We start from the raw sequence: 25,852 nt of genomic DNA, 5'->3' as shown, positions 1-25,852 counted from the left end.
ATGACAAGAAGTAAAAATCGCTTTTCACTTTGAGCATTCTGTTTTAAGCTTACCGCTTATCCGAACAACAATCCAAACACTTCTTCAATACTGCTCACGATTTTAATGTCGATATCATATCGTGACAGATCCATTCGTTTTTTATCCTGGCCACTGGCCGGAAGATTATATTTGGAAATAAAGATCTGATTAAAGCCAAGTTTCTGCGCCTCGGCAATGCGCTGCTCTACCCGGTTCACTGCCCTGATCTCGCCCGAAAGACCAAGTTCTCCGGCAAAACAGGTTTTGAACGGGATAGGCATATCCTCGTGCGATGAGATAATGGCCGCCGCCAAACCCAGGTCAATCGCAGGGTCTTCAACCCTGATACCGCCCGTAATATTTAAAAACACATCCTTCGCACCCAGCCTAAACCCGCAGCGTTTCTCCAGCACGGCCAGCAACATGCTCATACGCTTGGTATCAAAACCGGTGGCGGTACGTTGCGGAGTGCCATAGGCCGATGCACTAACCAATGCCTGGGTTTCAATCAGCATGGGCCGCATACCCTCTAAAGTAGCCGAAATAGTGATGCCGCTTAAAGGGGCTTCCCTGTGAGAAAGCAGGATTTCCGACGGATTGGATACCTCCCTTAACCCCTCGCCCATCATTTCGTAAATACCCAGCTCAGATGCCGAGCCGAAACGGTTCTTTATAGTACGCAGTATGCGATAGACGTGGTGCCTGTCGCCCTCAAACTGCAATACGGTATCAACCATATGCTCCAGGATTTTAGGGCCGGCTATCATACCGTCTTTGGTGATATGACCAATCAAAAATACTGGCGTTGATGTTTCCTTAGCAAAACGGAGCAGCTCGGCAGTACATTCCCTCACCTGCGATACACTACCTGGTGTTGATTCGATATGTGCCGAATGCAGGGTTTGGATAGAATCGATCACCACCATATCCGGCTCCAGCGCTTCTATCTGCTTAAAAATGTTTTGGGTTGATGTTTCCGTCAGTATATATGCCCCCTCGCCAATGGCTCCCCCTTTAGGGGGTTGGGGGGCTAACCTTTCGGCCCGCATCTTGATCTGCCGTTCACTTTCCTCGCCCGATACATACAGTACCTTTTGATTAGGCATATTCAGGGCCAACTGCAGCATCAGGGTTGATTTGCCGATGCCCGGCTCACCGCCAATAAGCACCAATGAGCCTGGGACAATGCCGCCACCCAATACGCGGTTAAACTCTTTATCGGGAGTAGGTACGCGGTGTTCTTCGGTATATGTGATCTCTGTTACCGGAACGGGCTTATTGGCCCGCTGCTGACTGGTTGATGCCGGTTTCCAGGCGGGTACTGATGCATTGCCTTTTTCAATCACCTCTTCAACAAAAGTGTTCCATTGCTGGCATGACGGGCATTTACCCAGCCACTTGGGCGATTCAAAGCCACAGCTTTGACAAAAGTACGCGATCTTGGATTTGGCCATTATTTACAGATGTGCGGATTATAGATGTGCAAATATGCAGATTATTTTGATTTTTACTAATTAATTTAGCAAAACATAGCTACTTCTTATTTGCATAATCCCTAAAATATCCGCACTCCTTCAGTGCTTCTTTGTAGTAAGCCGTTTTGTTATACTTTTCTTTTAGTTCAGCAAAATAATTGTAATAGGTATCAATAACCGACTTACTTGCTTTTATCTCAGCAAACTTATCAGCATTTTTAAAGTTTGGATCATTGTAAATTTCATTGAGCGCGCATTTGCCGAGCATAAATGTGCAAAGGGCGCGCTGTTCATCGTTCGCGGCGCTTTTCCTTGCCAGTTCATAATACCTGATTGCTGTACGCATGGAGGTTAACTTTTCATCCATCCTTTCTTCTCCTTCATAATAATAACGACTGGTGGCACCAGAAGCAACCACGTCGGCCTCATAAAACAGCCTTGCGTTACCGTAATAAGTGATGTTATAATATGCATTGGCAAGCGAAAAAGCATTCCGATAAATGTCTTTCCTGATTTTGATATTAGCATCCATGTTATACAGCGTTTCTAAAAAGTTCAGCGGTGTAAACTTTTTCATCTTCATAGCTGCATGGTCACAATCATGACAGTCAACTAACCTGCCTGCAAATGGGTTGCCTGCAAGCACAAAATCTTCCGGCTTCATTTTTTTAAGCTGTGCAATAGCTTCCGGTAATTTTTGCTGATAAGCTAAGGCAATAGCCTGATGATAATATAAATTATTCAGCGTTATTGGGTAGTAACGCAGCATAGCCAACTCAAAGGCAGTTTTATCTGGTTTATTTAACAAATCTATCATGTGCTGCACTCTCGCGCTATCGGCGTAAAAATCCTGTGCGTTATTGTTAAAACATACCTCCCTGATAGCGTTACCCTGTTTTTTATAAAGGCGGGAAATAGACAGGTTACAAACGGATATGGCGTTGCTAAACCGCAGATCTTTTATTTTAAGCTTATTATCGCGCAGGTTGGCAAGCCAGTTAAGCGGCTCAATTAATTTAGCCTCGGCGTTGGCATCCATTTTTTTAAGGTTTTTGATATAAAGCATCATATCCAGCAATTTGGCTTGCGCAACAATCATTTTGTCGCCGGCAGGAAATTGATTTTTTGCTGTTGCATAATACCTTCCGGCCGCGGTGTAGTTGCTATCCAAAAAGTTGAGGTAACCGGCGGCAAGGTTCCAATAGTATGGTTTGGCTGTATTATTTTTCAGTGCGATGGTTTCAACAAGGCGCCTGTTGTTTATTCCTGATTTTCGGGCCGAATCAACCGGAGGCGTTTCTATTGATACAGTTCCTGCTTCGCGGATATTGATAAGGCGACTGAGAAGCAGGTCAACTTTTTCGGATTTGGGATTAATAGCCACTATTTCCTTAATAGCCCGTCCTTCATCATATTGTGCACCCAGCAGATGCCATAATGTAATTTTCTCTTCGGGCGTTTTTGCCAGTTTTAATGTTGCCTGCCAGTCCGTTTCGTTTTGAGGATGAAAACTCCAGAAGCTCGGGATCTTCAGTTTATAAGTATAATCATAACAAAGGCTGTACAGGTAGTTAGATAGCGCGTAGTTTTTTTGCTGATAATAGTAACCGGCCACATAACCCATAGTACGATAATAAGTAAGGTTTTTAGGAAAATGCGTGCTGAACTGCTCAAATAGCTTTACCGTTTTGGCATTGGCGGCGCTGTTATTCGCGAAGTAATAATAGCGCACCATTTGAAACCACAGCCGTTCCTTAATAAACGGATCAGTTTCTGTATTATAAGCATTGGTCAGTGTTTTCTCCAGATTGGCAGGTGCGTGATTGGGTGTCACTTTTTCCCAAACATAGTCTTCATTGTTCACGGTGTAGGATTCGCAGCTTTTAGCCAGCTTTAGATAAGTATAAAATGCAGCCAGCATCTTATGCGAAACCGTACCTGTGCTTATTGCGGGATATTTTGCAGGTAAAGTTTTTAAAGTGCCGGTAAATTTCCGGTATACCGAATCTACCTGGCCGGGTGTTGCTTTCAGCAATAAAAACTTTAGCGATGCAGTAGAAAACTGATGATTAAAATGCGCATCCCACTCATTAACTATAATGTCATTATACCAAGTGTTACTACTTTCGGCATAGCCCTGGCGATAGTAAATCTCATAGCTGGAATAAAAGAATGGCGAGTACTGCTTGTTAACGAAATACTCAGGCGCAAAAACAGAATAGTCCGAATCGTCAGAATCGGCACAAGCCCAGATCAGCCCGGCGGCAGTCAGCGTACAAAAACTAAAGATCAGCAGAAACCTGCCTAAGCGCTTCTGCATTAAACTTTGACGAATCGATATTGGCCAGTTCATAGTAAATGATGGTTTTGTTTTGCTGATGAGGCAGGTTTTTATTTAATTGCTCCGCGGCAGTATTTATTGTGTTAATATCCGTTTCTTCAAGCTTAAAAATATCATTTTGTTTTACATAAATTCCTTCCATAAAAAAGCTTGTTATAGCGCGGTAGTTTGCCTGCCCTTCAATCTTTTCAAAATGAGAGTGATCTGTAAGTTGCTGTCTTCCGATTTTTCCATAAACCTGTATCACCCGACCATCTCTTACATGGATGGCCCACGAGAACAAGGGCAAGGCGATATCCAGTTTTAAGGGATATGTGTTTAGATAATCCACATACCTGGCGGCATCTTCTTCGTTATAAATTGAATTAGGCTGATGCAAACCGGAGTTAAGTTTACCCATATTGTAAAACATCAGCACACCACGGTCGACAGGAGGTACACCTGTACGGTCTTTAAATTTAACCTGATGCAAACGGATGGTAGCTTCCAGTTGTTTTTGGTTCAGCTTTTTAAAAGCCTCAAGAAAACTAAAGTATTTAAACCGTGTATTTAATGACCAATCGCAGTCAATTTGTACTTTGGTATAATTGATCTTCTTTTCCCCGGCCAGTTCATTAATTAACTTATTACAATGCGCCGCGAGCGAGGCTACTGCAGTATCGGCAGTGTTTTCAAAAGTTTTATTGACGATGTAGATAACCGGCGTGATGTATAAACCTTTGGGGATCTCATTAAATTGTACAACAGCATTGGGGTATGAGTGTTGCTCCCTATCGTTCCAACTTACGTCAAAAAAACGGATGTAAATGTTGTTGCCGGTTTGCTTCAGCAAAGCTGCCTGTTGCCCGTTAAGGCTGAAACCCGTTTTCCAGTAGTAAAAAGCGGTTGAAGCATTGCCGGGTTTTCGGCAGGAAGCTGTTGGAAGCAATACGATAACTATAATAAACCACCGGAAATATTTGAGCATAAGTAATGCGCCAGGTTATTTAACGATGGTAAAGTAAGGGAATTTTTGATATATTGTTTGGGGAGAATAGATTTGGGATAAAGGGATATCCTTGCGTAATTTAATAAAGATGCTTTTGAGAAACGTTGTTTTTTTAGAGGAGCCCGGTAAGTATTTTGATGAAAATGAATTTATCGCTCATCTTCCAGAAGTTAGAGGAGAAGACGAGCTATTAAAAAAACTAAGTGAGGTGCTTGAATTTCCGAACTACTTTGGGAACAATTGGGACGCGCTGTATGATTGTTTGCGTGATTTTCATTGGATGACGAAAAAAGGAATCGCGTTGGTTCATCATGAGCTGCCACTTCTTGCTGATGATAAAATAAAGGTTTATCTAAATGTACTTTTTGAGGCGACCGGAGATTGGTGTAATAATGAGGAGCATTATTTCAAGGTGGTTTTTCCCGAGAAATTAAGACCGTTTTTAGAGATTAATCTTCTGATGTGAGCATCACGGCGCAAAGCGCTCTTATGGTTTCAGTTAACTTAGCTTCTGCGTTTAATTGTACAAGTTCAGCCTCCCTAAAAACTCGTTTATGTGATTTTCCTTCATGCTTTGCATCTATCGTAATATAGGCTTCTGCATTTAAGCTATCCGGGCCTGATCTCGTTACCTTCAAAACTTCGAAAGTTGGCTCGAAAATTTCTTTTATTTTATCCACTATCTCCATATCTCAAAAATAATTACTAAACATTGTGATATGTATATATAGCATCTCGCCAAATTTCGATCAGGAACAGCTGACATAAGAATACAACTCACTTATATCATTCAATTCTTTCCATATTCCTTAATCGGCTTTAATATTGGTTTTAACAGCAGATACTATTAAATCAAACGCTTTACGCCCTTTTTCAGTAAGACGGTAATTTTCTGATGTCAGGAAACTCATAAACTCTTTAGCTTGCTCCTGAGTCAACACATAATTACTCCTTTCATCTTCTCCCGTTTGATTCCCCACGCTGCCATTATGCTCATGATTGGGTTCAAATTGCTTCAGGCGTTCATCAAAATCATTAATTGGTACGCTAAATGCTATCAGTCCATTTTTTTCCAATTCCAACAGAGCCGCTTTAAACTTCCCTGCCGGAACAGTTATTTCATTTGCCCGATCTGCTACTGTGCCGGGGTATGTATTTATTCGGTTACCGGTGATTAACAACTGTTCTATGGCCTCTGCTGAGAGACCTTTTGTGATCTCGCCCAGTTCAGGCACTCCTAATTGAGAAGCTCTTTTTGTTATCTCAAGAGAAAGACTGCCAACAGTTACCTTATCCGATTCCTGAAGTTTTTGGGGTATCTCATCAACAATGTTCTTTATACCATTACAATTGATACTTAAAAAAAGGAGCACCACAAGCGGCCAGCCGAGCGTTTTGATAAAGCCGAGCCATGCTTCAAGCTTTCTGGTAGAAATTTCGTCGGCAGTGGGCCGCGTTGTCTTTTTTTCAGGTTCAGATTCGTTTGCCATATAATGTGCTGTTAACTATATAAATATACTGATATTCTTATAGATATTTGCAAAAAATCCCCCCCAGTCAGTCAACTGATTTTAGTTTAGCATCTGTAAAACTTAAATCATTCCCGACTGGTCGAAGTCTGCGTAGCGTAACTTCGACCAGGAACAGGGTTAAATACTTTTATAAATAAAGAATTAGAAAAAAATAAAGGGCTTTTTCTATCCGCAATATTTGTTGCCGTTGTAATTTTTTCCTTTGTCTTGATATATTGGTTCAATCAAGACAAAAAAATCGACGAGGAAAACCGAAATATAGAGTTTATAGGCATCGTAATGGATATTCGGTATGATGTTAAGCAATTTCCAACAATTACAGTTGACAATAAAGAATACTATATAGGTGCCGGATACGATACTGGCTACCAAATTGAAATTGGCGATTCCGTAATCAAAAGAAGGGGATCAGATATGTATAAATTAATAAAACAAAAGGATCATAGGATACTGATGTTTACAAAATAGCTTGGCGGCGATAATTCACAGTCATGCTCCCCAAACAAAAAAAGAGCAAGTGCTCATCCAAACACCTGCTCTTTTTAAAGATCTTTAATTTGTGCCATTTTCAAACAGTTGCACTTCTGAAAGTTTTACAGTTTAATTTCTTCGTCTTTTGATGAGAAGAAATGGAATTCCGTGATCTGGTACGATGGGTTACTTTTAACCTTGATCCATTGGCCATATTTGATAAACCACTTCATTTGGCGGTTATAGATGCCTTTTTTAATGTAGGCTTCAATATATGGGTGTACGCACAGGGTAATCCCTTTTTCGTTTTGCTCGGTAAGGATGTAATTGAAATTGTTTTCAATATCGTCCATCAGCAAAATGGTTGGCCTTATAGTGCCGGTTCCGTTACACGTTGGGCAAACCTCGCTGGTAACAATGTTCATTTCGGGCCTTACACGCTGGCGGGTGATTTGCACCAATCCAAATTTGCTTGGAGGCAAAATGGTGTGCTTGGCACGGTCGTACTGCATTTCGGCACGCAGAAAATCAAAAAGCTCCTTACGGTTTTGCGGCTTATGCATATCGATAAAATCGATCACCACAATACCGCCCATATCGCGCAGGCGTAATTGCCTCGCAATTTCTTTAGCTGCTTCTTTGTTTACCTGGTACGCGTTCTCTTCCTGGTTTTCTTTGCTGGCGGTACGGTTACCGCTGTTTACGTCAATAACGTGCAGGGCTTCGGTATGCTCAATTACCAGGTAAGCACCACCGGCAAGGTTAACGGTTTTTCCAAACGCGCCTTTGATCTGCTTTTCAATACCAAAGTGGTCAAATATAGGCTCCTTGTGCTTATGCAGGCGCACTATACTTTCCATATCGGGCGATATTTCATGAACGTACGACCGAATTTCTTCGAACATACCGTTGTCGTTGGTATAAATGTGCTGAAAATCGGGGTTCAAGATATCCCTGAGGATAGTTGACGTACGCCCAATTTCGCCCAATACCTTTTTTGAAGGCTCAACAGATGGCAGCTTGGTAATAAACTGTTCCCATTTCGAGATCAGGTCAAGCAGATCTTTCTGTAGTTCATCAACCCCTTTACCCTCGGAAACTGTACGGATGATAACGCCAAAATGCTTTGGCTTAATGCTTTCAACTACTTTACGAAGACGTGTGCGCTCGGTATTGCTTTTTATCTTTTTCGAAATGGAAATTGCTTCCGAAAAGGGTACTAAAACAACATACCGGCCTGCTATTGACAGGTCGGAACTTAAACGCGGCCCCTTAGTTGATATGGGTTCTTTGGCTATCTGTACCGGGATAAGCTGGTTTTTGGTTAATATCTCGGAGATTTTTCCTCCCTTATTGATATCTGCCTCAAGCTTAAACCCATCCAATAGCTTAGATTGATATCCCCCGCTACGTACCTGCTTGGTCAGTTTAAGCAGGCTCTGTACCTGCGGACCAAGATCAAGATAATGCAAAAAGGCGTCCTTCTCATAGCCAACGTCAACAAAGGCGGCATTTAGGCTGGGCATGATCTTTTTGATACGGCCCAGGTAAATATCACCAACTGTGTAGTTGTTGCTTACCTGTTCTTTGTGAAGCTCTACGAGTTGTTTATCCTGTAATAATGCAATGGTAGCCCCGTTGGGGGATGAATCGATAATTAATTCTTTTATCAATTGCTACTCCATTTCTTATAACGGCAAAAACCGTGTGTTAATAAGTGGGTAAAAAAACACTAATAAATAAAAAGTACCCGCCCCGGTTTGGGGCAGGTAAAATCACTAATGTTTAGTCTTAAGTCGTTAGTCGAAAATTTAAAGTCGCGAAAAAAGACTTTGTACTGAAGACTAAGTACTATCGACTTAACACAAATGCTTATTTCTTTTTATGTCTGTTTTTTCTTAAACGTTTTTTACGTTTGTGGGTAGCCATTTTGTGTCTTTTACGTTTTTTACCGCTCGGCATAATAATAATTTTTAAATGTGTGTTAGTTATTTAATTCCTTAATATATCCATCAATGCGCTGACTGAATACAGGGTCAGGCATCATTTCTTTGCATTTCTGGTAAGCGTCGATAGCTTCCTTTTTCATGCCTAATTGCTTGTAGCTTTCGGCTAAATAGAAAGTAGGTTCCAGTTCCTGCTTTTGCGCAAGCAGTGTTTTAAACCTGCCTACCGCTTTTTCATACTGACCCGATTTCATGGCGAACATACCTAAGTTAAGGTTAGCGTTCCAGTTTTTCGGGTCTTTTTTAACAACCTCAAGTAACAGCGCAATTCCCTGCATAGGGCCGGCTGCCCCATTAACGTAAGCTATGCCCAACCCGGTTTTACCTTCAAGGCTTTCGGGTTGTAATTTCAAAGCATTTTGAAATGCTTCGGCAGCATTATTTACAAACGCAGGTTGAAATAAAGTATCCTGTGTAAGTTTATATGCATCATTAAAACGGTTACCGGCATTTATCCAGTCTTGAACCTTGTTTTCTTTTCGGGCTAATGCCTGGTAGTAAAACGCTGCAGGTGCAGGCTGGTTAACATCGTCCCAGTGCTTAGCCAGTTGCGTTTGCAAAGCCGGCGCATCTGCGTCTGATGCTTTTTTTAGCTGGGCTTCAAGGTCGTTGATCTTAGCCGCCAATGCATCCCCAATAGCTGCTTTGGCAGGGGCCGATACCATATCAACGGTAACATTAGCAGCCGGTTTAGCGGCGCCTGCGGAGGCAGCCATAGCCGGTTTGCTGTTTTTATCGTCTTTAGGCTTTACTAAACCTTTTACGGGCAACCAATACAAATAGCCCATAATAACAACTACGGCTGCACTAACGACTATTTGCTTTTTATTCATGATGGCGTATAATTATTTTTTGCTGGTTTTGTTACCTGACTTTACTTTCTCAACAAAAGTTTTAGCCGGTTTAAAGCTTGGCACGAAGTGCTCAGGGATAATGATGGCAGTATTTTTTGAAATGTTACGTGCTGTTTTCTTAGCTCTTTTTTTAACCACAAAACTACCGAATCCTCTAACGTATACGTTTTCGCCGCCAACCATTGAGCTTTTAACAACTTTGAAAAACGCCTCAACAGTTTCCTGCACGTCTACTTTCTCTATACCTGTCTTTGATGAGATTTCAGTTATAATTTCTGCCTTAGTCATATCTTATTTACTTAATTTTATTTTATAAATACTTAACTGTTTTGGGGTTGCAAAAGTATTGCTTTATCCGTTAACAGCGAAATATTTATCCGTTTTTTTTTGCCAACGGCGTAAAACCTACATTTTCGTTACAATTTTGAGTATGAGAGGCTTATAAATCGCGACTTAAATCTCAATTTACAAGTGTAAAGAAGTGTGAAAAAAAGTGTGAAAATCTGCCATTCCGGCTCGTAGTAAAGGCTTGCAATTTCACAGGTTAGCTGCTAATATTTTATCCCTCATTTCTGAATTTTGCCTCTCCCGTTTGCCGATTTCCTGTTTCTCAATTCCCGTTTTCTGTCCTTTGTTTCCTGCCTCCTGGTTCCTGACATCCTGATTCTTAATTACAGATTTCTTGTCTCTTGATTCCTGATTTCTTGTCCCCTAATTCCTTCTCTTGATTCGTGATTTCCTGGTTCTTGATTTCTTCTCTCCCGATTCTTCCTGCCTTCTTGTTTCTTAATTACTTTTACAGCGATGAATTTTACCGACGAATTGGTACAATGGTACTTAAACAATAAACGCGACCTCCCCTGGCGTAATACTACCGATCCTTATGTGATTTGGCTGTCTGAAATCATCCTGCAGCAAACCCGTGTAGAACAGGGCATGCCTTATTTTTATCGCTTCCTGGAAAAATATCCCGATGTAAGCAGCTTTGCCGCTGCCCATGAGGATGAGATCCTGAAGTTGTGGCAGGGACTGGGTTATTACTCAAGGGGACGTAACATGCTCAAAACAGCCCGGCTGGTGCGGGAGCTCTATAATGGCCGCTTTCCGGATAGTTATGATGAACTGATAAAACTTAAAGGTATCGGCGAATACACCGCCGCCGCCATTGCCTCGTTTGCCGCCAATGAAGCTAAAGCTGTAGTTGACGGCAATGTTTACCGTGTACTGGCTCGGTATCTGGGTATTTACGAACCTATCAACTCAACTTTGGGTAAAAAAACGTTTCAACAGGCAGCCGACGATTTTCTTAATAAGAAATTTCCGGGATTACATAACCAGGCTATGATGGAGTTTGGCGCAATGCTGTGCAAACCCAAAAATCCCGACTGTGATATTTGCCCAATCCGTACCGGTTGTGTAGCATTTAAGACCAACGCAATAACTGCTCTGCCGGTTAAGTTAAAAACCTTAAAAGTGCGCGAACGGTTCTTTAATTATTTCCTGATAACCGAAGGTGATACCATTTTAATGAACAAAAGGGGCGATAAGGATATATGGGCTAATATGTTTGATTTGCCTATGGTTGAAACAGATACACTTTTAAGTCTTGAAGAATTATTGAAACAACCTGATGTTTTAGCTGTTTTTGGTAATGATATTGAGGCTATTGAAGTTTCGCCGGTTCATAAACACATCCTTACCCACCAGCGGCTTTTTGTAAGGCTGATAAAAACAAATCATCAGCCTTTAAAAATGGGCGAAAACTGGGTAAAAATCAACGTTCAAAACCTGCCGGAATTAGCACTGCCGAAAATCATTTTTATATTATTAAAAAATATTTTTAATTTGTAAAATAATTTTGCGTTAATTTATGGCATGTCTGGAATAAACAAAGTAATACTCGTTGGCCATTTGGGGAAAGACCCTGAAGTACGAAATTTAGAAGGCGGGGTGTCTGTAACGAGTTTCCCTTTGGCAACTTCAGAAACCTTTAATAAGGATGGCAAAAAGGTTGAACAAACCGAGTGGCACAATATTGTCATGTGGCGCGGGTTGGCCGAAGTTGCTGCCAGATTTCTTTCAAAAGGGAAGCTGGTTTACATTGAAGGTAAGTTGCGAACCCGTTCCTTTGAGGACAAGGAGGGTATTAAAAAGTACACTACCGAAATTGTGGCTGAAAACTTTACTATGCTTGGCCGCAAAAGTGATTTTGAAACTGAGCCATTAAAATCACCCTCAAAAAACGGGGATTCGTTTATTGATCATTTAAATGCCGAGGATTATTAATTTGCCGATACTTTACCAAAACTACCCTAAATAAAAATGCCAGTAGCACTTGCTGCTGGCATTTTTGTTAGGGCATCGGAGAGTTATGAACCAGTTACTGTTTAAAATAGTTCACCCCCTGCGGCGCTGTACAATCTTCGGCCGGCCCGCATATATATGTCAGCGTAAGTACATCTCCGCCGGCATTTAAAACCATATTGTAATTGGCAGTTACCGCAATAATATTATTAATAGCCACCAGTTCCGAAACAAGCCCAAATGCGTTGTTTTTGTTTTGATAATCGGTTATATCATATAAGGTTAATACCGAATTCTGGATCTTATATTTTCCAACCCTTTTGGATGATGTTCCGATAAGCTTTTTGGAAGCTGAGTCAATACTGGTCACCGTGCCTTCAAATGTATGGTCGGTTTTAAAATCGTATTCATATTGTATCCACTGTTTTGAATAGGCAGCCGGAACAATCCATTTTCCGGATATGTTTAGCTCACTCTTTGTTACCGTCTCTTTATGACAGCCCCAAAATGCAGTTACTAAAATAATAGCTAATAAGCCTAACGCTTTTGCAGGATTCGTAAACTGTTTCATATCAATGGTTACGCTAAAAAAAAGTATAACGATACAGCAACATACTCTTTTAGGGGCGAAAACAAAAGAGGCCTATCATAAATCAAATTAGCCTTAACCACCTTTCGGGTTGCGTTATCTATGAGTTGAAATGTGGCGATAATATACAAAAAGGGGGTTAACACTTTTTTGGCCTAAAAAACACTTAACTATCTTATTATAAATAGTTTAAGTAAAAATTAGCGCTAAATTGTGTTAACCCTGTTAACCCCCTTTTTGTTAATAAAGTTAATTAAATAGAAACTATATATCGCTTAAGTATCTGCAAAAAAAAGCGGCTGACCATGATGATCAGCCGCGTTGCCTGCAATTGTGTTTATCTTCCTCCCGGAGGGCATTTAGCTTTCAGGTATTGCGTAAACAGCGTGCGCAAATGCTGTGTTGTACCTTCGCCTTCTGATATCGAATGCGTACGGTTAGGATATGACATCAGCTGGAACTGCCTGTTGTATTTAACCAGCTCATCAATCAGCAACTCGGCATTTTTGTAATGTACATTGTCATCGCCCGTGCCATGAATATAAAGCAGGTTACCTTTCAGGTTTTTTGCATAAGTAACCGGCGAGCCTTTAATAAATGCTGCGCGACCAGCCTCATCGGTAGGTACGCCCATGTATCGCTCCTGATAAATATTATCATAAGTAAGCTGTGAACCAACAGCCGCTACTGCGATACCGGTTTTGTAAATATCCCCATACTGAAACATCAGGTTAAGGGTTGATGAACCACCGCCACTCCAGCCGTGCACTGCAATACGGGTTGAATCAACAAACGGCCATTTGATAATCTCTTTGGCAGCCATGGCCTGGTCGCGGATGTTGATGATACCAATGTTTTTGTAAATAGCCTTACGCCATGCTGTGCCTTTGGGGGCCGGAGCGCCACGACCTTCAACAGACATGTAAATATACCCGTCGTCGGCCATACTACCTTCATACAGCCTGTTACGACCTGTACCCCAGGTATCGGTTACGGTTTGTCCTGCAGGTTCGCCGTAAACTGTAAACAGTACGGGGTATTTTTTATTAGGATCAAAATTGGTTGGCTTTACCATCCACCCGTCCATTTCAATACCGTCGACAGTTTTTATTTTGAAAAACTCGGGTTTGTTTTTAGCATCCTTATCAACGGTTATTACAGCGCCACCGATGTGCTTATGCTCGGGCAGACTGATCACCTCACTTTGCGGACGGGTATAGCTATTGCTGAAGTTATGCAGCGCCACCTTGCCATTAGGCGAAATATCATAACCATGCGTACCCGGTTCGTCTGCCGGCGAAACGCGCTCGGCTTTGCCGCCGCTTAATTTTATTTTGTAAAGATATTTCTGTGTAGCATTATCCGGTGAAGCGATGAAGTATACATAACCCAAAGCTTCGTCAATCATATCAATGCTGATTACATCATAGTTGCCTTTGGTGATCAGTGTTTCTTTACCTTCGCGGGTTACTTTATAAAGGTGGCGCCAGCCATCTTTTTCACTTAACCATAAAAAGCTTTTGCCTTTTTCAATCCAACCCCAGCCCACAGGGTCGCCACCTGCTACACGGGCTTTAACGTCAATCCATGAGTCGTTGTGTTCCTCACGGATAACGCGGGTTGTTCCGTTTGATACGTTACCAATAAACACACGGCTCTCGTTTTGCGCACGGTTAAGCTGTTCAAGAATAACTTCGTTTGAATTATCGGCCCATTCCATATTGGGGATGTAATGCTGTATGGCATCACCGGGTACATTAATCCAGGTGGTTTTGCCGGTAGCTGTATTAACAACCCCCACTTTGCATGAGCTTGGGTTTTCGCCCGCAACCGGATATTCAACCGGCACAACAAACGGATAAACAGAATCGGTATTGTTGATCATCAGGTACGTCTTGGTTTTGCTTGCATCTAATTGCCAGTACGCAATTGATTTGCTATCCGGCGACCAACGGAAACCATCGCGACAGCCAAACTCTTCCTCATAAGCCCAGTCAAAAGTACCATTGATGAGTTTTTGGGTGCCATCGGTAGTTAATTGCTTAACCGAACCATCAGCTAAATCTTCCATATAAATGTTATGTCCGCTTACATAAGCTGCTTTGCTGCCATCAGGCGAAAACTTGGCAAACATCAACGACGATTCGGGCAGGTTTTTCCCCAGCTGCCAAAGTTTTTTTGTATTTGAATCATAAACCCAATAATCGCCGCGGGTATCGTAGCGCCACACTTTTTTGGTATTGGTATTGATGAGCACTTTTTTGTTATCATCGCTCACGGTAAACCTTTTTACGCTGATAGGCGCTTTGCCTGCAGGGGTCAATTCTTCTTTGGTGATAAAAACAGTTTTTTTAGAGGTATCGCGGGCGTCGATCATGATAATCTGCCCACCGGTAATGCGGTAATACTGGTAGCCGTCTTTAGTCCAGTTTACAGCGGCCCGTTGTGCACGGGCGATATTTTGCTGAATAATTAACAGTAGCGCGGTAAGGAAAATTAATCCCGAACGGTAAAATTTCATATACATTTAGTTTGAATTAATAGAGCAGCGTTATTTTTATTTATTAAGTAACGTCACTGTAAATTTTGCGTTAATTTAGCACAATAAAGAAATCTAAAGCCCTCTGTAATGAAAAAAATACCTCTATTGCTCACTGCCTGCATGTTATTTTTTGCATCAGTTAACGCCCAGCGGGCCGACAGGAGCAAATTCATTAAAGATAGTTTAGACCTCTATATCAGCAAGGCCTTAACCAACTGGCGTGTACCTGGCATGGCCGTTTGTATTGTGAAGGATAACAAGGTAGTGCTCATGAAAGGTTATGGCATTAAAGAGCTTGGGCTTATGAACAAGGTTGATGAAAACACCCTGTTTATGATAGGAAGCAATACCAAAGCTTTTACGGCAACAGCACTTGCCATGCTCCAGGCCAACAAAAAGTTATCGTTAGATGAAAAGGTGACCAAATACATTCCGGAGTTTAAACTGGAAGACAAGAATGCAAGTGAGCTGGTACAGGTGCGCGACCTGCTTTGTCACCGCCTCGGCTTTCAGACCTTTCAGGGCGACTTTACTTTTTACAACACCAACCTTACCCGCCAGGACGTAATTGCTCGCTTGAGTAAGCTTAAAGCTACCTATCCGTTCCGCACACGCTGGGGTTATACCAACGCCGCATTTTTAACTGCCGGCGAAATCATCCCAAAGGTAACCAACGGCCATTCGTGGGAGGCTTATCTGAAAGAAGCTATTTTTGCGCCGCTTGGCATGGGTAATACTTTAGCTTTAAGCAAAGATCTGCCAACTTCCATAAACCGCACCGTGCCGCACACTATTGTTGATGGCAGGCTTACACCTATCCCCTATTGCCAGATAGATGGCCTGGCGCCTGCGGGGGCAATCAGCTCATCGGTAAATGACATGAGCAAATGGGTGCTTGCTCTGCTGAACGATGGTAAGGTAGGCCAGCGCCAGGTGATCCCTTCGGCAGCTATCCAGGCTACACGCCAGCCCCAGGATATCGTGGGCAGCGTTCACCATATGAACGGCGAAAACAATTTTGAGCTTTACGGCTTGGGCTGGTTTATCCAGGATTACTCGGGCCACAGGCTGGTAATGCACGATGGCGGGGTTAACGGTTACCTGTCGTCTGTAACACTTTCTCCGCAGGATAACCTTGGCATCGTTATATTAACCAATACCGATCAGAATGAGCTGTTTGAGGCCCTGCGATGGGATATTTTAGATGCTTACTTTAAACAGCCATTCCGCAATTATAGCGAGGGATATTTAAAACAATATAAAGCTAATACCGCAACAGAACAGGCTGAGGACAGAAAGCTGAAAGATTCAGTTGCCTTAAACCCTAAACCTTTGCTATTGCCCAACAAATACATCGGCAAATACAGCAATGATTTTTATGGCAGCATGGAAGTTACCCAGGGCGAAGGCAACAACCTTGAAATGCGTTTTGAACATCATCCCAAAATGTATGCTTTGTTAAAACCACTTGGTGGCAACCGTTTTTACGTGACCTTTTCTGACCCAACCCTCGGTAAAGCAGTATTTCCTTTTACCGTACAAAATGGCGAGGTTACCGGTGTACGTGTAAAAGTGGCTGATTTTGTGGAACGGGGAGCTTATGATTTTAAGAAGAATTAGGATTAGGAACTAAATTAGGTGACAGGATTTCAATAAAAACATATTGAATCTATTCCTGTATTCTATGAATGAAAGACAGACTGCACAAAAGCGTGGGATTGTGCGAATCCCCTCTTGAGAGGGGCGGAGGGGTGTGTTCCGCTTCGATCTAAGCGCATAGCACACCCCTTCTATCACACCGATCCTTCGCGCCCCCTCTCAACAGGGGAGTTTTAAAAATCCCGGTGACCCTTCTCTAAATAAAAAACCCTATAAAGAATCAACGCCATAACATCTCCCAAAACTGGAAGTTGTTATGGCGTTAAAAATATCTGTTAGGTAAACCGCTTATTGCAACACAATCTTACGGATGCGGTTATTGTAATAATCGCTTACATAAACATTGTTGCCGGCATCAACAGTGATACCCTGCGGCGAGTTAAATTTAGCGGCAGTACCAACACCTTCCGCAAAGCCGTTTGTTCCGTTACCGGCAATTACTTTTAATACTTTATCCTTTGTAATCTCCAGGATCCTCCCATTCTGATCGGCAATGAAAAGGTTCGAGTTTTTATCAAAGGCAATGGCCGAAGGGCCGCCGAGAAGGGCCGTTTGTTTATTACCACCGGTAAAAGTAGTAACTACACCCTCCGGAGTTATTTTACGGATTGTATGATTAAGCGCCTCAGCAACATATATGTTGTTATTGGCATCAATAGCTATGCCGTTAGGCTTATTAAAAGTTGCGCTGGTTGCAGTTTCGTTGTCCAGGTAACTTGCGCCCCTGCTGCCTGCAAACGTGGTAACTACACCTGCCGGAGTTATTTTACGAATAAGGTTATTACCAAGATCGGCAACAAAAATATTTCCCGAACCGTCAATTGCCAATGCACGCGGACTGTTAAATGTAGCCTTGGTACCGGTACCGTCGGTATATCCGGCATCGCCGCTGCCTGCAAAAGTACTTACAACGCCATCCGCGCTTATTTTGCGTATATTGTTGTTGCCATAATCGGCAACATACATATTGCCCGACGCATCCGTAACTAAACCTTGCAGGGCATAAAACTGCGCGGTTGCTATAGGCCCGTCAACATAACCTATAGTACCATTACCCGAAAGCGTGGTAACATTTCCGGCTGTGGTAACTTTGCGTATGGCACTGTTAAATGAATCGGCCACATAAATATTCCCATCAGTGCCTACAGTTAATCCCTGCGGACTGTTAAAAAAAGCAGCACTGCCTAAACCGTCAATAAAGTCGGCCCCGTCATTACCAGCAAGCGTACTAACTGTACCACCTGTTGATGCTGTACCATCACCTGTAGTGAACTGAACAACCTTGCCATAACCGGTACCTGCACTGTTTATAGCATAAGCCCGGGCATAATAAGTTGTTTTAGGGCTTAAACCTGTAATTTTGGTAGTATAGGCAAACTGGATTACGGTATCTTTAGTTTTATTGTCGGCCGTAGTAGGAGTTTGATTTGATGAGCTGTAACAAATACCATAACTGCTCAGGCTCACATCCTGCGTTCCGTTGAATAAACCACCTGTATAGGCTATTGTTCCTGTTTCGGCAGTCACCACATCCATTGTAGTTAAAGTTGGCACGCTTACAACTGTGGCGTCTTTTTTACTGCAGCTTGCGCCTGCTAAAGCAACGGCTATTAAGAATGCGGCAAATAAAATTGTTTTAGTAAAGCTCTTTTTCACGAGTTAGTTTAAAAGTTATTATGTAGTAAAGTAAGCAAAATTAACTTATCAATACGTAGCAAAGTACTTTAAAGTAACATTTTAACAAATATTAACATACTTATTACAGGCGATGGGCTCATCACAGCTTATAAACCATAAAAACAAACAGGTAGCATTACCTAAGCAATCAAAAACTCATCAACATTTTTGCTGAAGGGTTGTTATTTAAGCACCATGAAACTAATACTGCTGCTCATATCCATTTTAATTGCTAATGTAGCTATTGCACAAAAGCATGTGCCCTTACCACACGGTATGGTATTTGGCGAAAAGCCCGATACCGCAGCCTTAATGCAAGCCTCAAAGCTGGAAACCTTTATGGGTAAAAAAACAAGGATTACTACCGTTATAACCGGCAAGGTGATTAAAGTAACCCAAGAAAAAGGAGGCTGGTTTGAACTTGGCGCTGGCTATAACCGGATTATTTCCGCTCATTTTACCAATGCAGGCATAAACCTGCCAAAGCAGCTTGCAGGCCGTACAGTAATCATTACAGGTGTAGCTGCCAAACAATTTATTGCCAACGATCTTCAACATATGGCAGGAGATACCGTTAACGGCAAAAAACAGCATAAGGCAAACGCCAATTCCGACCGAAAGATCAGTTTTGAGGTAAAGGGATTGATGGTAGATAAATAGGCAGGCAAAACTATGTTAAATAACAAGAGGTTGATTAAAACAACCCCTTAATAAAAACTATGTAGTAAGCATTAACGAATGCCGAAAACCGAATTTTTGACCTACAAGCTCATTAAATATAATTAATCAATAGAATGAACAATAGCTTAATTAAGTGATCTTTATTATATTTGATGACTTAATTAACTTAAACGTGTCATGAATCAAACTTTACTTTTCGGGCTTACCGAAAATTTTCGACCTTTACCTTTATTTAAAATATTTACCTTAGCTATTTTGTTCACTGCTTCGTCCCTTACAAGCAAGGCTCAGGTTGATACCATTATTTCCAACAATGCCAAAATCGCCTGCAACGTTAAAGAGATTACCCCAGATGCAGTTAAGTATTCCTACCCAGGTGAGGATTTGCTAAATTCAGTTTATAAAAACACTATACAGAAAATAGTATTCAAAAGTGGCCGTGTTCAAACTTTTGCCGAGGCAACATCATATAAAACAATTAACGGAGTAATGGATTATGACAAAGTAACCATTACCGCAGTTGAAAGTGAAGTTAAAGGACTATACAAATTAACGGATGTGAGTTCAAAAGCTAAAGGAACTACCGTATTTTCAAACCAGGAGAGGGTTAAAGACAGGGCGTATCATAAAATGAAGATCCAGGCGGCAATGTTCGGAGCTAATATTGTCTATCTTACCAATCAACGTACCGAGGGTAATAAATATGGAGGCTATTTTCAAAGTGGCTCAACCACCGAAACCAACCTAACCGGCGTGGGCTACTCTAACATTTTGCCGGATTACGAAAAATTCAAATTATTAATAGGCTCTAAAACAGATTTTACTGCTCAGAAAAAATACGAATTGGGCGCGAGTGATACGGATGTATCCCAGGATATAATTGACAAGCCGTTCCTCGTCTCGAATGTTAGCTTTGAGAATGGAATTGTGCTGATAACTGCCCAGCTAAAGGGTGAAAGCAACAATAACGTATTTCAATTAGCAAGCTTTACAGATAATACGTTCAGCGTTGCTTACAAGCATAAAGGCACTGCTTACAACATTGAAATAAAAGTTAAGTAATTAATTCGCATATCAAAAACGCCAAGCCTGTTAGCTCGCGTTTTTGATATGCCTTTGTTATTTAGGCCATTTCCGAAAACAAGCGCATGGACACTATTCAAGCCGGGTAAACGAGAAACTATAAACAAGTCGTACCCAAGCTACAGCTGTTGGTCGGATCCCTTTTTTCAGGTAGTCGCCATGAAAATTCAATTAATAGCCAGGGTTAATCTGTGATACATAAACCCCGACGATCAATATTAAGCATTTGTTACAATGAGCTGCCTTAATTTTTCAGAAACTTCGTTCTTATTTACTGTAGATGCATCGCGACGGCATTTTAAATAGTGTTCGCGCGCAATTTTTTCGGCCAGGTCGCCGATGGTTTTCACATGCATTTCTTTTCCGAAACGGCCTGCAAGTTTTAAGCCAATGCCGGCTACTACCATACCGGCAATACCTATAGCCAGGTAATAGAAGGCCAGCACGAAGCTAACTACCAAAACCATCGAAAACAGGTTAACTATCCATTGTTTGGGTTGAAGCAAGCTGATCTGGAAACCCATCTCCTCTTCAATGGCCGCTACAGCCTCAATACGGCTATCGCGCGGAAAAATGTCTGCCAGTTTTGTTTGGGGCTTTATGATATCCTTATCATGCCCTGCCGATGCATTGATAGCATTACGAAGTTTGTAAAATGCCTGCTGTGTAGTACAGCCATCATTCGTTTTCTTTACTTTTTCGAGAACAACGTCGCAAAGTTTACCAAAGTTTTGTACATCGTTTGCTGATGCGTCGTTTAAACTGATGTTAAATGATTTTTCAATTTTCAATAAAACATCATCCATATCATCAGGATCAACGCTCTTGAGGTTGATTTCCTGACCATTAGCCGTATTAACTTTCAATCTATAGTAACTAAATACAACAATAGTGAACCTGCAATTAGGGTTGCAGGTTCACGTTATTAGCAATTAAACTACAAAGGCTGCAATTTAATGTTTTAATTATTTACTCAAGTACATCGATTTCTCTTTGTACAGGTGCCTGAAGTATGGATCTTGCAGGTTAGGGATGAAGCGGATAGCCTCACCGGTTGATTTCATTTCAGGGCCAAGCTCCTTGGTAACTTCAGGGAATTTATCGAATGAGAATACCGGTTCTTTGATGGCATAACCCCAAAGTTTGCGCTCGATAGTAAAGTCGCTAAGCTTGTTGGTCTCCAACATAACTTTGGTTGCGATGTTGATGTACGGCACGTCATAAGCTTTGGCAATGAAAGGCACAGTACGTGAAGCACGCGGGTTGGCCTCAATTACATAAACCTTATCATCCTTAACTGCAAACTGGATGTTCAACAAACCGCGTACATTAAGTGCTTTAGCTATCTTTTTGGTATATTCTTCAATCTGGTGGATAACACTATCCGAAAAATCGAACGGAGGCAGTACCGCGTATGAGTCGCCAGAGTGGATACCGGCAGGCTCAATGTGCTCCATCATACCAATGATGTGTACATCCTCGCCATCGCTGATCGAGTCAGACTCGGCCTCTGCGGCACGGTCAAGGAAGTGGTCGATCAGTACGCGGTTACCCGGCAGGTTGCGCAGCAGGCTCACTACCGCTTTCTCCAGGTCTTCATCGTTGATCACGATGCTCATGCCCTGGCCACCTAATACATAGCTTGGTCTTACCAACACTGGGTAGCCAACTTTGTGAGCAACTTCAAGGGCTTCTTCAGCGCTTTCGGCTACACCGTATTTTGGATATGGAATGTCAAGATCTTTCAACAGATCAGAGAAACGACCGCGGTCTTCTGCAATATCCATATTATCGAATGATGTACCAATAATGCGGATACCGTGTTCGTGCATTTTCTCAGCCATTTTAAGGGCAGTTTGACCGCCCAGCTGAACAATTACACCATAAGGTTTCTCAAGTTCGATGATCTCGCGTACATGCTCCCAGTAAACAGGCTCAAAGTACAGCTTATCGGCCATGTTAAAGTCGGTTGATACCGTTTCAGGGTTACAGTTAACCATGATGGCCTCAAATCCTGCTTCTTTAGCGGCAAGCAAACCGTGTACGCAGCTGTAATCAAACTCGATACCCTGACCTATACGATTAGGGCCTGAACCCAATACAATGATCTTCTTCTTATCAGATGCTACAGATTCGTTTTCGCCCTCGTAGCTCGAATAGTAGTATGGAGTTTTAGCAGGGAATTCAGCAGCGCAGGTGTCAACCATTTTGTAAACGCGGTGCATGCCCAGGGCTTTGCGGCGCTGATAAACATCTTCCTCGGTTACATTACCCAAGATATGGGCTATTTGCACGTCTGAGAAACCTTTCTGCTTAAGGGTGTACAGGAACTCTTCAGGCACGTTATTTAGCGAGTAACGGCGAAGCTCTGTTTCCAGGTTAACCAACTCCTGGATCTGGTTCAGGAACCAGCGGTCGATTTTGGTTACTTTACGAACCGATTCTATAGGCACACCCAGGCTTAGCGCATCGTAAATGTGGAACAACCTGTCCCAGCTTGGATGCTCAAGGCTTGCCATGATCTCTTCCAGGTTGCGGCTCTGGCGACCGTCGGCACCTAAACCGGCACGACCGATCTCCAAGCTTTGGCAGGCTTTCTGTAAAGCCTCAGTAAAGCTGCGGCCAATACCCATAACCTCACCTACAGATTTCATCTGCAGGCCAAGTTCTTTATTGGCGCCTTTGAACTTATCAAAGTTCCAGCGAGGTATTTTAACGATCACGTAATCCAATGTAGGCTCAAAGTAAGCCGAAGTGGTTTTGGTGATCTGGTTTTCAATTTCATCGAGGTTATAACCTATAGCCAGCTTCGCAGCAATTTTAGCAATAGGGTAACCGGTAGCTTTTGAAGCAAGCGCTGATGAACGTGATACACGCGGGTTGATCTCGATAGCGATGATCTCCTCGTTAGCAGGGTTTACCGAGAACTGCACGTTACAGCCGCCGGCAAAGTTACCGATGGCGCGCATCATTTTGATTGCTTGATTGCGCATTTCCTGGTAGCATCGATCGCTCAGGGTCATGGCAGGGGCTACAGTGATAGAGTCGCCGGTATGGATCCCCATCGGATCAAAGTTCTCGATAGAGCAGATGATGATCACGTTGTCATTGCTATCGCGCAGCAATTCCAATTCGTATTCCTTCCAGCCTAATACAGCCTGTTCAACCAAAACCTCGTGAGTTGGTGAAGCCTGTAAGCCGCGGTTAAGGGCCGCGTCAAAATCTTCTTTTTTGTGAACAAAACCTGCGCCTTTACCACCCAGCGTGTAGCTTGGGCGAATAACCAGCGGGAAACCGATTTCCTGTGCACCTTCTTTACCTTCAAGGAACGAGTTAGCGATCTTTGATTTGGCAACCCCTACGCCGATGTCAACCATCAGCTGGCGGAAAGCCTCACGATTTTCGGTTTTTTCGATAGCAGCAATATCTACACCGATAACCTTAACGCCATACTTTTCCCATATGCCGCGTTCAGACGCTTCGATACACAGGTTCAAAGCAGTTTGGCCACCCATGGTAGGCAAAACAGCGTCGATCTGTTGTTCGGTTAAAATTTTCTCAATGCTTTCGCAGGTGAGCGGCAGAAGATAAACATGGTCGCTGATAACTTTATCCGTCATGATAGTTGCCGGATTACTGTTAATAATGGAAACGGAGATGCCTTCTTCTTTTAGCGAGAGAGCAGCCTGCGAGCCGGAATAATCAAATTCGCAAGCCTGGCCGATGATGATTGGGCCGGAGCCGATGATCAGAACGGATTTAATGGAGGTGTCTTTGGGCATAGGGCTTTTTTTTAATTCAAAAGTTCTAAGTCAAAAGTTAAAGACGGTTAAGCCTTTAAACGGTTTTTCCTATGCGCTGAAAGCCAAGAAATCCCGACTTCAGCGTCGGGGTGCAAAGATAGACTTTTAACAGACACCATTTATTTTTTTTTTTCAGATTTAACATTGCGACAATCGCACCCCGCTTTTTTTAAGTATCAGGCCACTTTTTCATAAAACAATCGGCTTAATATTTCCGTAAAATCTTATTATATTTACTTACAGACCGGCCCTGTAAAAATTCCAATTAAACCTGTAGTTGCGCCAATCCGCAAATACTTTTTATATTTAAGAACTATGATAAAGAAGCCTGTTTTTCTATTGCTTGTGGCTATTTTATTTTTTGGCAGCTGCGCCATGCTGCAATCAGTTGTTAAATCAACATTTCCGTACACTGCAACCATGGTTATCCCGGCATCAGCCCCAATTGATGAACCTCAAACCGCTGTAAGCACGGGCAACAGCTTTGACCAGGATTTTACTAAAGACGGCAACAACGCCAATAAAATAAGTGAGGTTCGTATTATCTCAGCCAAATTACAATCGAGTGATCCATCTGATTATAACATTGGCAATATCTCTTCGCTGCGGGTATACATGGGTAAAAATGATGGCAGCGAGGAAGTGATGGTAGCTATCCGCAAAGATATCCAGCCCAACTCAGGTAACAGCATCGTACTGGATATTGACAACTCGCACTTTTTAGATGTGCTTGTGCGTGAACCGGCCGTACGTATCAGGATGGTTTACCGTTTGCGTAAAGCTGCCGCAACTGATGTAAGTCTGAAAGTATCGCTGGGAATAGGATCATATCCATCCAATTAGGCTTATCTGCTTATCGCAAAGGAGACCGGCACGCTGTAGCTAACCCTAACCGGAAAGCCAAATTGCGTTCCTGGCACCCATTTTGGCGAGTTGTTGAGCACCCGCACAGCTTCGTCATCAATAACAGGTACAACAGATTTACTCACTTTAATATCTGTTAATGCTCCGTCTTTTTCTACAACGAAAGAGAGAATCACAGTACCTTCAATACCCCGGCGAAGGGCATCATCGGGATATTTAATATTATTTGATAAAAACCTGCCGAACCGCTCAAGCCCACCTTTAAATTGCGGAGGTACCTCACGAGACTTCAGATAAGTATTTACTTTTCCATCTTTAGTGGTAGCTGTACCCGATGTCAACACCCCATTATCATAAATTTCGGTAAAAGTGGTTTTGAAGTCTTGAAAATCGCCTTTCCACCGCCCATCGCGTTTGCCCTCTTTTACAGGTCCCTCTTCTTCAACATAAGCAAACTTGCTATTGTAACCTTTAAAGTAGCCATTCCCGTCGGTTACCTGCGTATTGCCTAATGAATCTTTATTGGCTATGATGAGGTAGTTGCCAGACCTGTCGGCTGTAAGGTCCTTGTTATCTTTCGGATACGAAAACTGCGCATATAACCTGCCATTAGGATAAAATTCTATATCGTCGCCTGCCTTTATGCCATTTTTGTAAAAGATAACTGATTGCTTTTTGCCGGAAGCATAATACCTAACACACTGTCCCTCAAATTGCGGCGGATCGATCTTTACAGACTTTCCGATGAGTTTTTGAGTTCCGTTGAGATAAAATTCAAAAACATTATATAACGTTGAAGCCGAGTCTGGCTCGCGCACCACACGAATATAATCGGCACTATCACGTATATCAACGTACTTGCCGTTATTTTTGATAAAGTAAACGTTTTGGCGTTGCGCAAAAACTCCGGTTACAGTGACAAGAAAAAGGGTGATTGTAAAAAATGGTTTCATAAATTGCGG

At 42.3% G+C, this 25,852-nt stretch carries 21 protein-coding genes; 7 read left to right on the top strand and 14 right to left on the bottom strand.

The features are described 5' to 3' along the window. Positions 1–56 precede the first annotated feature (56 nt). The 3 genes from radA to ACEN9X_RS13615 all read right to left on the bottom strand — a co-directional run bounded on the left by radA (position 57) and on the right by ACEN9X_RS13615 (position 4,804). Complete coding sequence (gene radA / locus ACEN9X_RS13625) at positions 57–1,475, bottom strand: DNA repair protein RadA (RefSeq protein WP_413670880.1); 1,419 nt, start codon at positions 1,473–1,475, stop codon at positions 57–59. 79 nt (positions 1,476–1,554) lie between these two features. Then, the gene (locus ACEN9X_RS13620) at positions 1,555–3,816 is read right to left on the bottom strand and encodes a hypothetical protein (RefSeq protein ID WP_413670879.1); all 2,262 of its coding nucleotides are present in this window, start codon (positions 3,814–3,816) and stop codon (positions 1,555–1,557) included. Continuing rightward, positions 3,779–4,804 (bottom strand): hypothetical protein, encoded by a 1,026-nt coding sequence (locus ACEN9X_RS13615; RefSeq protein ID WP_413670878.1) that lies wholly within the window; start codon positions 4,802–4,804, stop codon positions 3,779–3,781. The genes ACEN9X_RS13620 and ACEN9X_RS13615 overlap by 38 nt, the downstream gene beginning before the upstream one ends. 115 nt (positions 4,805–4,919) lie before the next feature. On the opposite strand from ACEN9X_RS13615, the gene ACEN9X_RS13610 reads away from it, so the two are divergent. Continuing rightward, on the top strand, positions 4,920–5,291 hold the full coding sequence (locus ACEN9X_RS13610; RefSeq protein ID WP_413670877.1) for a barstar family protein: 372 nt from the start codon (positions 4,920–4,922) through the stop codon (positions 5,289–5,291). On the opposite strand, the gene ACEN9X_RS13605 is transcribed toward ACEN9X_RS13610, so the two are convergent. The 5 genes from ACEN9X_RS13605 to ACEN9X_RS13585 form a co-directional block, all read right to left on the bottom strand. Then, the gene (locus tag ACEN9X_RS13605) at positions 5,275–5,514 is read right to left on the bottom strand and encodes a hypothetical protein (protein WP_413670876.1); all 240 of its coding nucleotides are present in this window, start codon (positions 5,512–5,514) and stop codon (positions 5,275–5,277) included. The genes ACEN9X_RS13610 and ACEN9X_RS13605 overlap by 17 nt on opposite strands. Before the next feature lie 120 nt (positions 5,515–5,634). Continuing rightward, positions 5,635–6,315 (bottom strand): hypothetical protein, encoded by a 681-nt coding sequence (locus ACEN9X_RS13600; protein ID WP_413670875.1) that lies wholly within the window; start codon positions 6,313–6,315, stop codon positions 5,635–5,637. Positions 6,316–6,950: 635 nt separating this feature from the next. Then, positions 6,951–8,501, bottom strand: a complete 1,551-nt coding sequence (locus ACEN9X_RS13595; protein ID WP_413670874.1) for an Rne/Rng family ribonuclease — start codon at positions 8,499–8,501, stop codon at positions 6,951–6,953. 311 nt (positions 8,502–8,812) lie between these two features. Then, positions 8,813–9,667 carry a tetratricopeptide repeat protein gene (locus tag ACEN9X_RS13590; RefSeq protein WP_413670873.1) on the bottom strand — a complete coding sequence of 285 codons (855 nt, stop codon included), beginning with the start codon at positions 9,665–9,667 and terminating at the stop codon, positions 8,813–8,815. A 12-nt stretch (positions 9,668–9,679) separates the two neighbouring features. Further along, on the bottom strand, positions 9,680–9,976 hold the full coding sequence (locus ACEN9X_RS13585) for an HU family DNA-binding protein (protein ID WP_090534644.1): 297 nt from the start codon (positions 9,974–9,976) through the stop codon (positions 9,680–9,682). A 516-nt stretch (positions 9,977–10,492) separates the two neighbouring features. Between ACEN9X_RS13585 and mutY the strand changes: the two genes are divergently transcribed. Beyond that, positions 10,493–11,539: an A/G-specific adenine glycosylase gene (gene mutY, locus ACEN9X_RS13580; RefSeq protein WP_413670872.1), complete on the top strand. Its 1,047-nt coding sequence runs from the start codon at positions 10,493–10,495 to the stop codon at positions 11,537–11,539. A gap of 24 nt (positions 11,540–11,563) precedes the next feature. Beyond that, positions 11,564–11,974 (top strand): single-stranded DNA-binding protein, encoded by a 411-nt coding sequence (locus ACEN9X_RS13575; RefSeq protein ID WP_413670871.1) that lies wholly within the window; start codon positions 11,564–11,566, stop codon positions 11,972–11,974. A gap of 94 nt (positions 11,975–12,068) precedes the next feature. Here the strand turns inward: ACEN9X_RS13575 and ACEN9X_RS13570 are convergent, their stop codons facing one another. Together ACEN9X_RS13570 and ACEN9X_RS13565 are read right to left on the bottom strand one after the other, a co-directional pair. Continuing rightward, entirely contained in the window at positions 12,069–12,563 is a 495-nt protein-coding gene (locus tag ACEN9X_RS13570; RefSeq protein WP_413670870.1) for a hypothetical protein, read from the bottom strand. Between the two features lie 355 nt (positions 12,564–12,918). Then, positions 12,919–15,102: a S9 family peptidase gene (locus tag ACEN9X_RS13565; protein ID WP_413670869.1), complete on the bottom strand. Its 2,184-nt coding sequence runs from the start codon at positions 15,100–15,102 to the stop codon at positions 12,919–12,921. Between the two features lie 108 nt (positions 15,103–15,210). Between ACEN9X_RS13565 and ACEN9X_RS13560 the strand changes: the two genes are divergently transcribed. Then, the gene (locus ACEN9X_RS13560; RefSeq protein ID WP_413670868.1) at positions 15,211–16,743 is read left to right on the top strand and encodes a serine hydrolase; all 1,533 of its coding nucleotides are present in this window, start codon (positions 15,211–15,213) and stop codon (positions 16,741–16,743) included. 327 nt (positions 16,744–17,070) lie between these two features. Here the strand turns inward: ACEN9X_RS13560 and ACEN9X_RS13555 are convergent, their stop codons facing one another. Next, a complete protein-coding gene (locus tag ACEN9X_RS13555; RefSeq protein ID WP_413670867.1) occupies positions 17,071–18,438 on the bottom strand; it encodes a hypothetical protein in 1,368 nt (455 codons plus the stop codon). A gap of 216 nt (positions 18,439–18,654) precedes the next feature. On the opposite strand from ACEN9X_RS13555, the gene ACEN9X_RS13550 reads away from it, so the two are divergent. Then, on the top strand, positions 18,655–19,119 hold the full coding sequence (locus tag ACEN9X_RS13550) for a DUF4920 domain-containing protein (RefSeq protein WP_413670866.1): 465 nt from the start codon (positions 18,655–18,657) through the stop codon (positions 19,117–19,119). A 198-nt stretch (positions 19,120–19,317) separates the two neighbouring features. Further along, positions 19,318–20,202, top strand: a complete 885-nt coding sequence (locus ACEN9X_RS13545; protein ID WP_413670865.1) for a hypothetical protein — start codon at positions 19,318–19,320, stop codon at positions 20,200–20,202. A 239-nt stretch (positions 20,203–20,441) separates the two neighbouring features. Here the strand turns inward: ACEN9X_RS13545 and ACEN9X_RS13540 are convergent, their stop codons facing one another. Then, the gene (locus tag ACEN9X_RS13540; RefSeq protein ID WP_413670864.1) at positions 20,442–21,089 is read right to left on the bottom strand and encodes a hypothetical protein; all 648 of its coding nucleotides are present in this window, start codon (positions 21,087–21,089) and stop codon (positions 20,442–20,444) included. A 99-nt stretch (positions 21,090–21,188) separates the two neighbouring features. Further along, complete coding sequence (carB, locus tag ACEN9X_RS13535) at positions 21,189–24,005, bottom strand: carbamoyl-phosphate synthase large subunit (protein WP_413670863.1); 2,817 nt, start codon at positions 24,003–24,005, stop codon at positions 21,189–21,191. Between the two features lie 336 nt (positions 24,006–24,341). Between carB and ACEN9X_RS13530 the strand changes: the two genes are divergently transcribed. Next, a complete protein-coding gene (locus tag ACEN9X_RS13530; RefSeq protein ID WP_413670862.1) occupies positions 24,342–24,869 on the top strand; it encodes a hypothetical protein in 528 nt (175 codons plus the stop codon). A gap of 2 nt (positions 24,870–24,871) precedes the next feature. Here ACEN9X_RS13530 and ACEN9X_RS13525 read toward each other — a convergent pair whose 3' ends face one another. Further along, a complete protein-coding gene (locus ACEN9X_RS13525) occupies positions 24,872–25,843 on the bottom strand; it encodes a TonB family protein (RefSeq protein ID WP_413670861.1) in 972 nt (323 codons plus the stop codon). Between the last annotated feature and the right edge of the window lie 9 nt (positions 25,844–25,852).

Origin of the sequence: Mucilaginibacter sp. Mucisp86, assembly GCF_047324315.1 — a bacterium.
Lineage (GTDB): Bacteria > Bacteroidota > Bacteroidia > Sphingobacteriales > Sphingobacteriaceae > Mucilaginibacter.
Note: the sequence above shows the minus strand (reverse complement) of the source record. Positions and strands in the feature narration are given on the sequence as shown.

What these genes read in the sequence shown, in the direction of transcription:
- radA (WP_413670880.1), bottom strand. Translation starts at nt 1,475, where the DNA reads ATGGCCAAATCCAAGATCGCGTACTTTTGTCAAAGCTGTGGCTTTGAA.
- ACEN9X_RS13620 (WP_413670879.1), bottom strand. Translation starts at nt 3,816, where the DNA reads ATGCAGAAGCGCTTAGGCAGGTTTCTGCTGATCTTTAGTTTTTGTACG.
- ACEN9X_RS13615 (WP_413670878.1), bottom strand. Translation starts at nt 4,804, where the DNA reads ATGCTCAAATATTTCCGGTGGTTTATTATAGTTATCGTATTGCTTCCA.
- ACEN9X_RS13605 (WP_413670876.1), bottom strand. Translation starts at nt 5,514, where the DNA reads ATGGAGATAGTGGATAAAATAAAAGAAATTTTCGAGCCAACTTTCGAA.
- ACEN9X_RS13600 (WP_413670875.1), bottom strand. Translation starts at nt 6,315, where the DNA reads ATGGCAAACGAATCTGAACCTGAAAAAAAGACAACGCGGCCCACTGCC.
- ACEN9X_RS13590 (WP_413670873.1), bottom strand. Translation starts at nt 9,667, where the DNA reads ATGAATAAAAAGCAAATAGTCGTTAGTGCAGCCGTAGTTGTTATTATG.
- ACEN9X_RS13585 (WP_090534644.1), bottom strand. Translation starts at nt 9,976, where the DNA reads ATGACTAAGGCAGAAATTATAACTGAAATCTCATCAAAGACAGGTATA.
- mutY (WP_413670872.1), top strand. Translation starts at nt 10,493, where the DNA reads ATGAATTTTACCGACGAATTGGTACAATGGTACTTAAACAATAAACGC.
- ACEN9X_RS13575 (WP_413670871.1), top strand. Translation starts at nt 11,564, where the DNA reads ATGTCTGGAATAAACAAAGTAATACTCGTTGGCCATTTGGGGAAAGAC.
- ACEN9X_RS13570 (WP_413670870.1), bottom strand. Translation starts at nt 12,563, where the DNA reads ATGAAACAGTTTACGAATCCTGCAAAAGCGTTAGGCTTATTAGCTATT.
- ACEN9X_RS13565 (WP_413670869.1), bottom strand. Translation starts at nt 15,102, where the DNA reads ATGAAATTTTACCGTTCGGGATTAATTTTCCTTACCGCGCTACTGTTA.
- ACEN9X_RS13560 (WP_413670868.1), top strand. Translation starts at nt 15,211, where the DNA reads ATGAAAAAAATACCTCTATTGCTCACTGCCTGCATGTTATTTTTTGCA.
- ACEN9X_RS13550 (WP_413670866.1), top strand. Translation starts at nt 18,655, where the DNA reads ATGAAACTAATACTGCTGCTCATATCCATTTTAATTGCTAATGTAGCT.
- ACEN9X_RS13545 (WP_413670865.1), top strand. Translation starts at nt 19,318, where the DNA reads ATGAATCAAACTTTACTTTTCGGGCTTACCGAAAATTTTCGACCTTTA.
- carB (WP_413670863.1), bottom strand. Translation starts at nt 24,005, where the DNA reads ATGCCCAAAGACACCTCCATTAAATCCGTTCTGATCATCGGCTCCGGC.
- ACEN9X_RS13530 (WP_413670862.1), top strand. Translation starts at nt 24,342, where the DNA reads ATGATAAAGAAGCCTGTTTTTCTATTGCTTGTGGCTATTTTATTTTTT.
- ACEN9X_RS13525 (WP_413670861.1), bottom strand. Translation starts at nt 25,843, where the DNA reads ATGAAACCATTTTTTACAATCACCCTTTTTCTTGTCACTGTAACCGGA.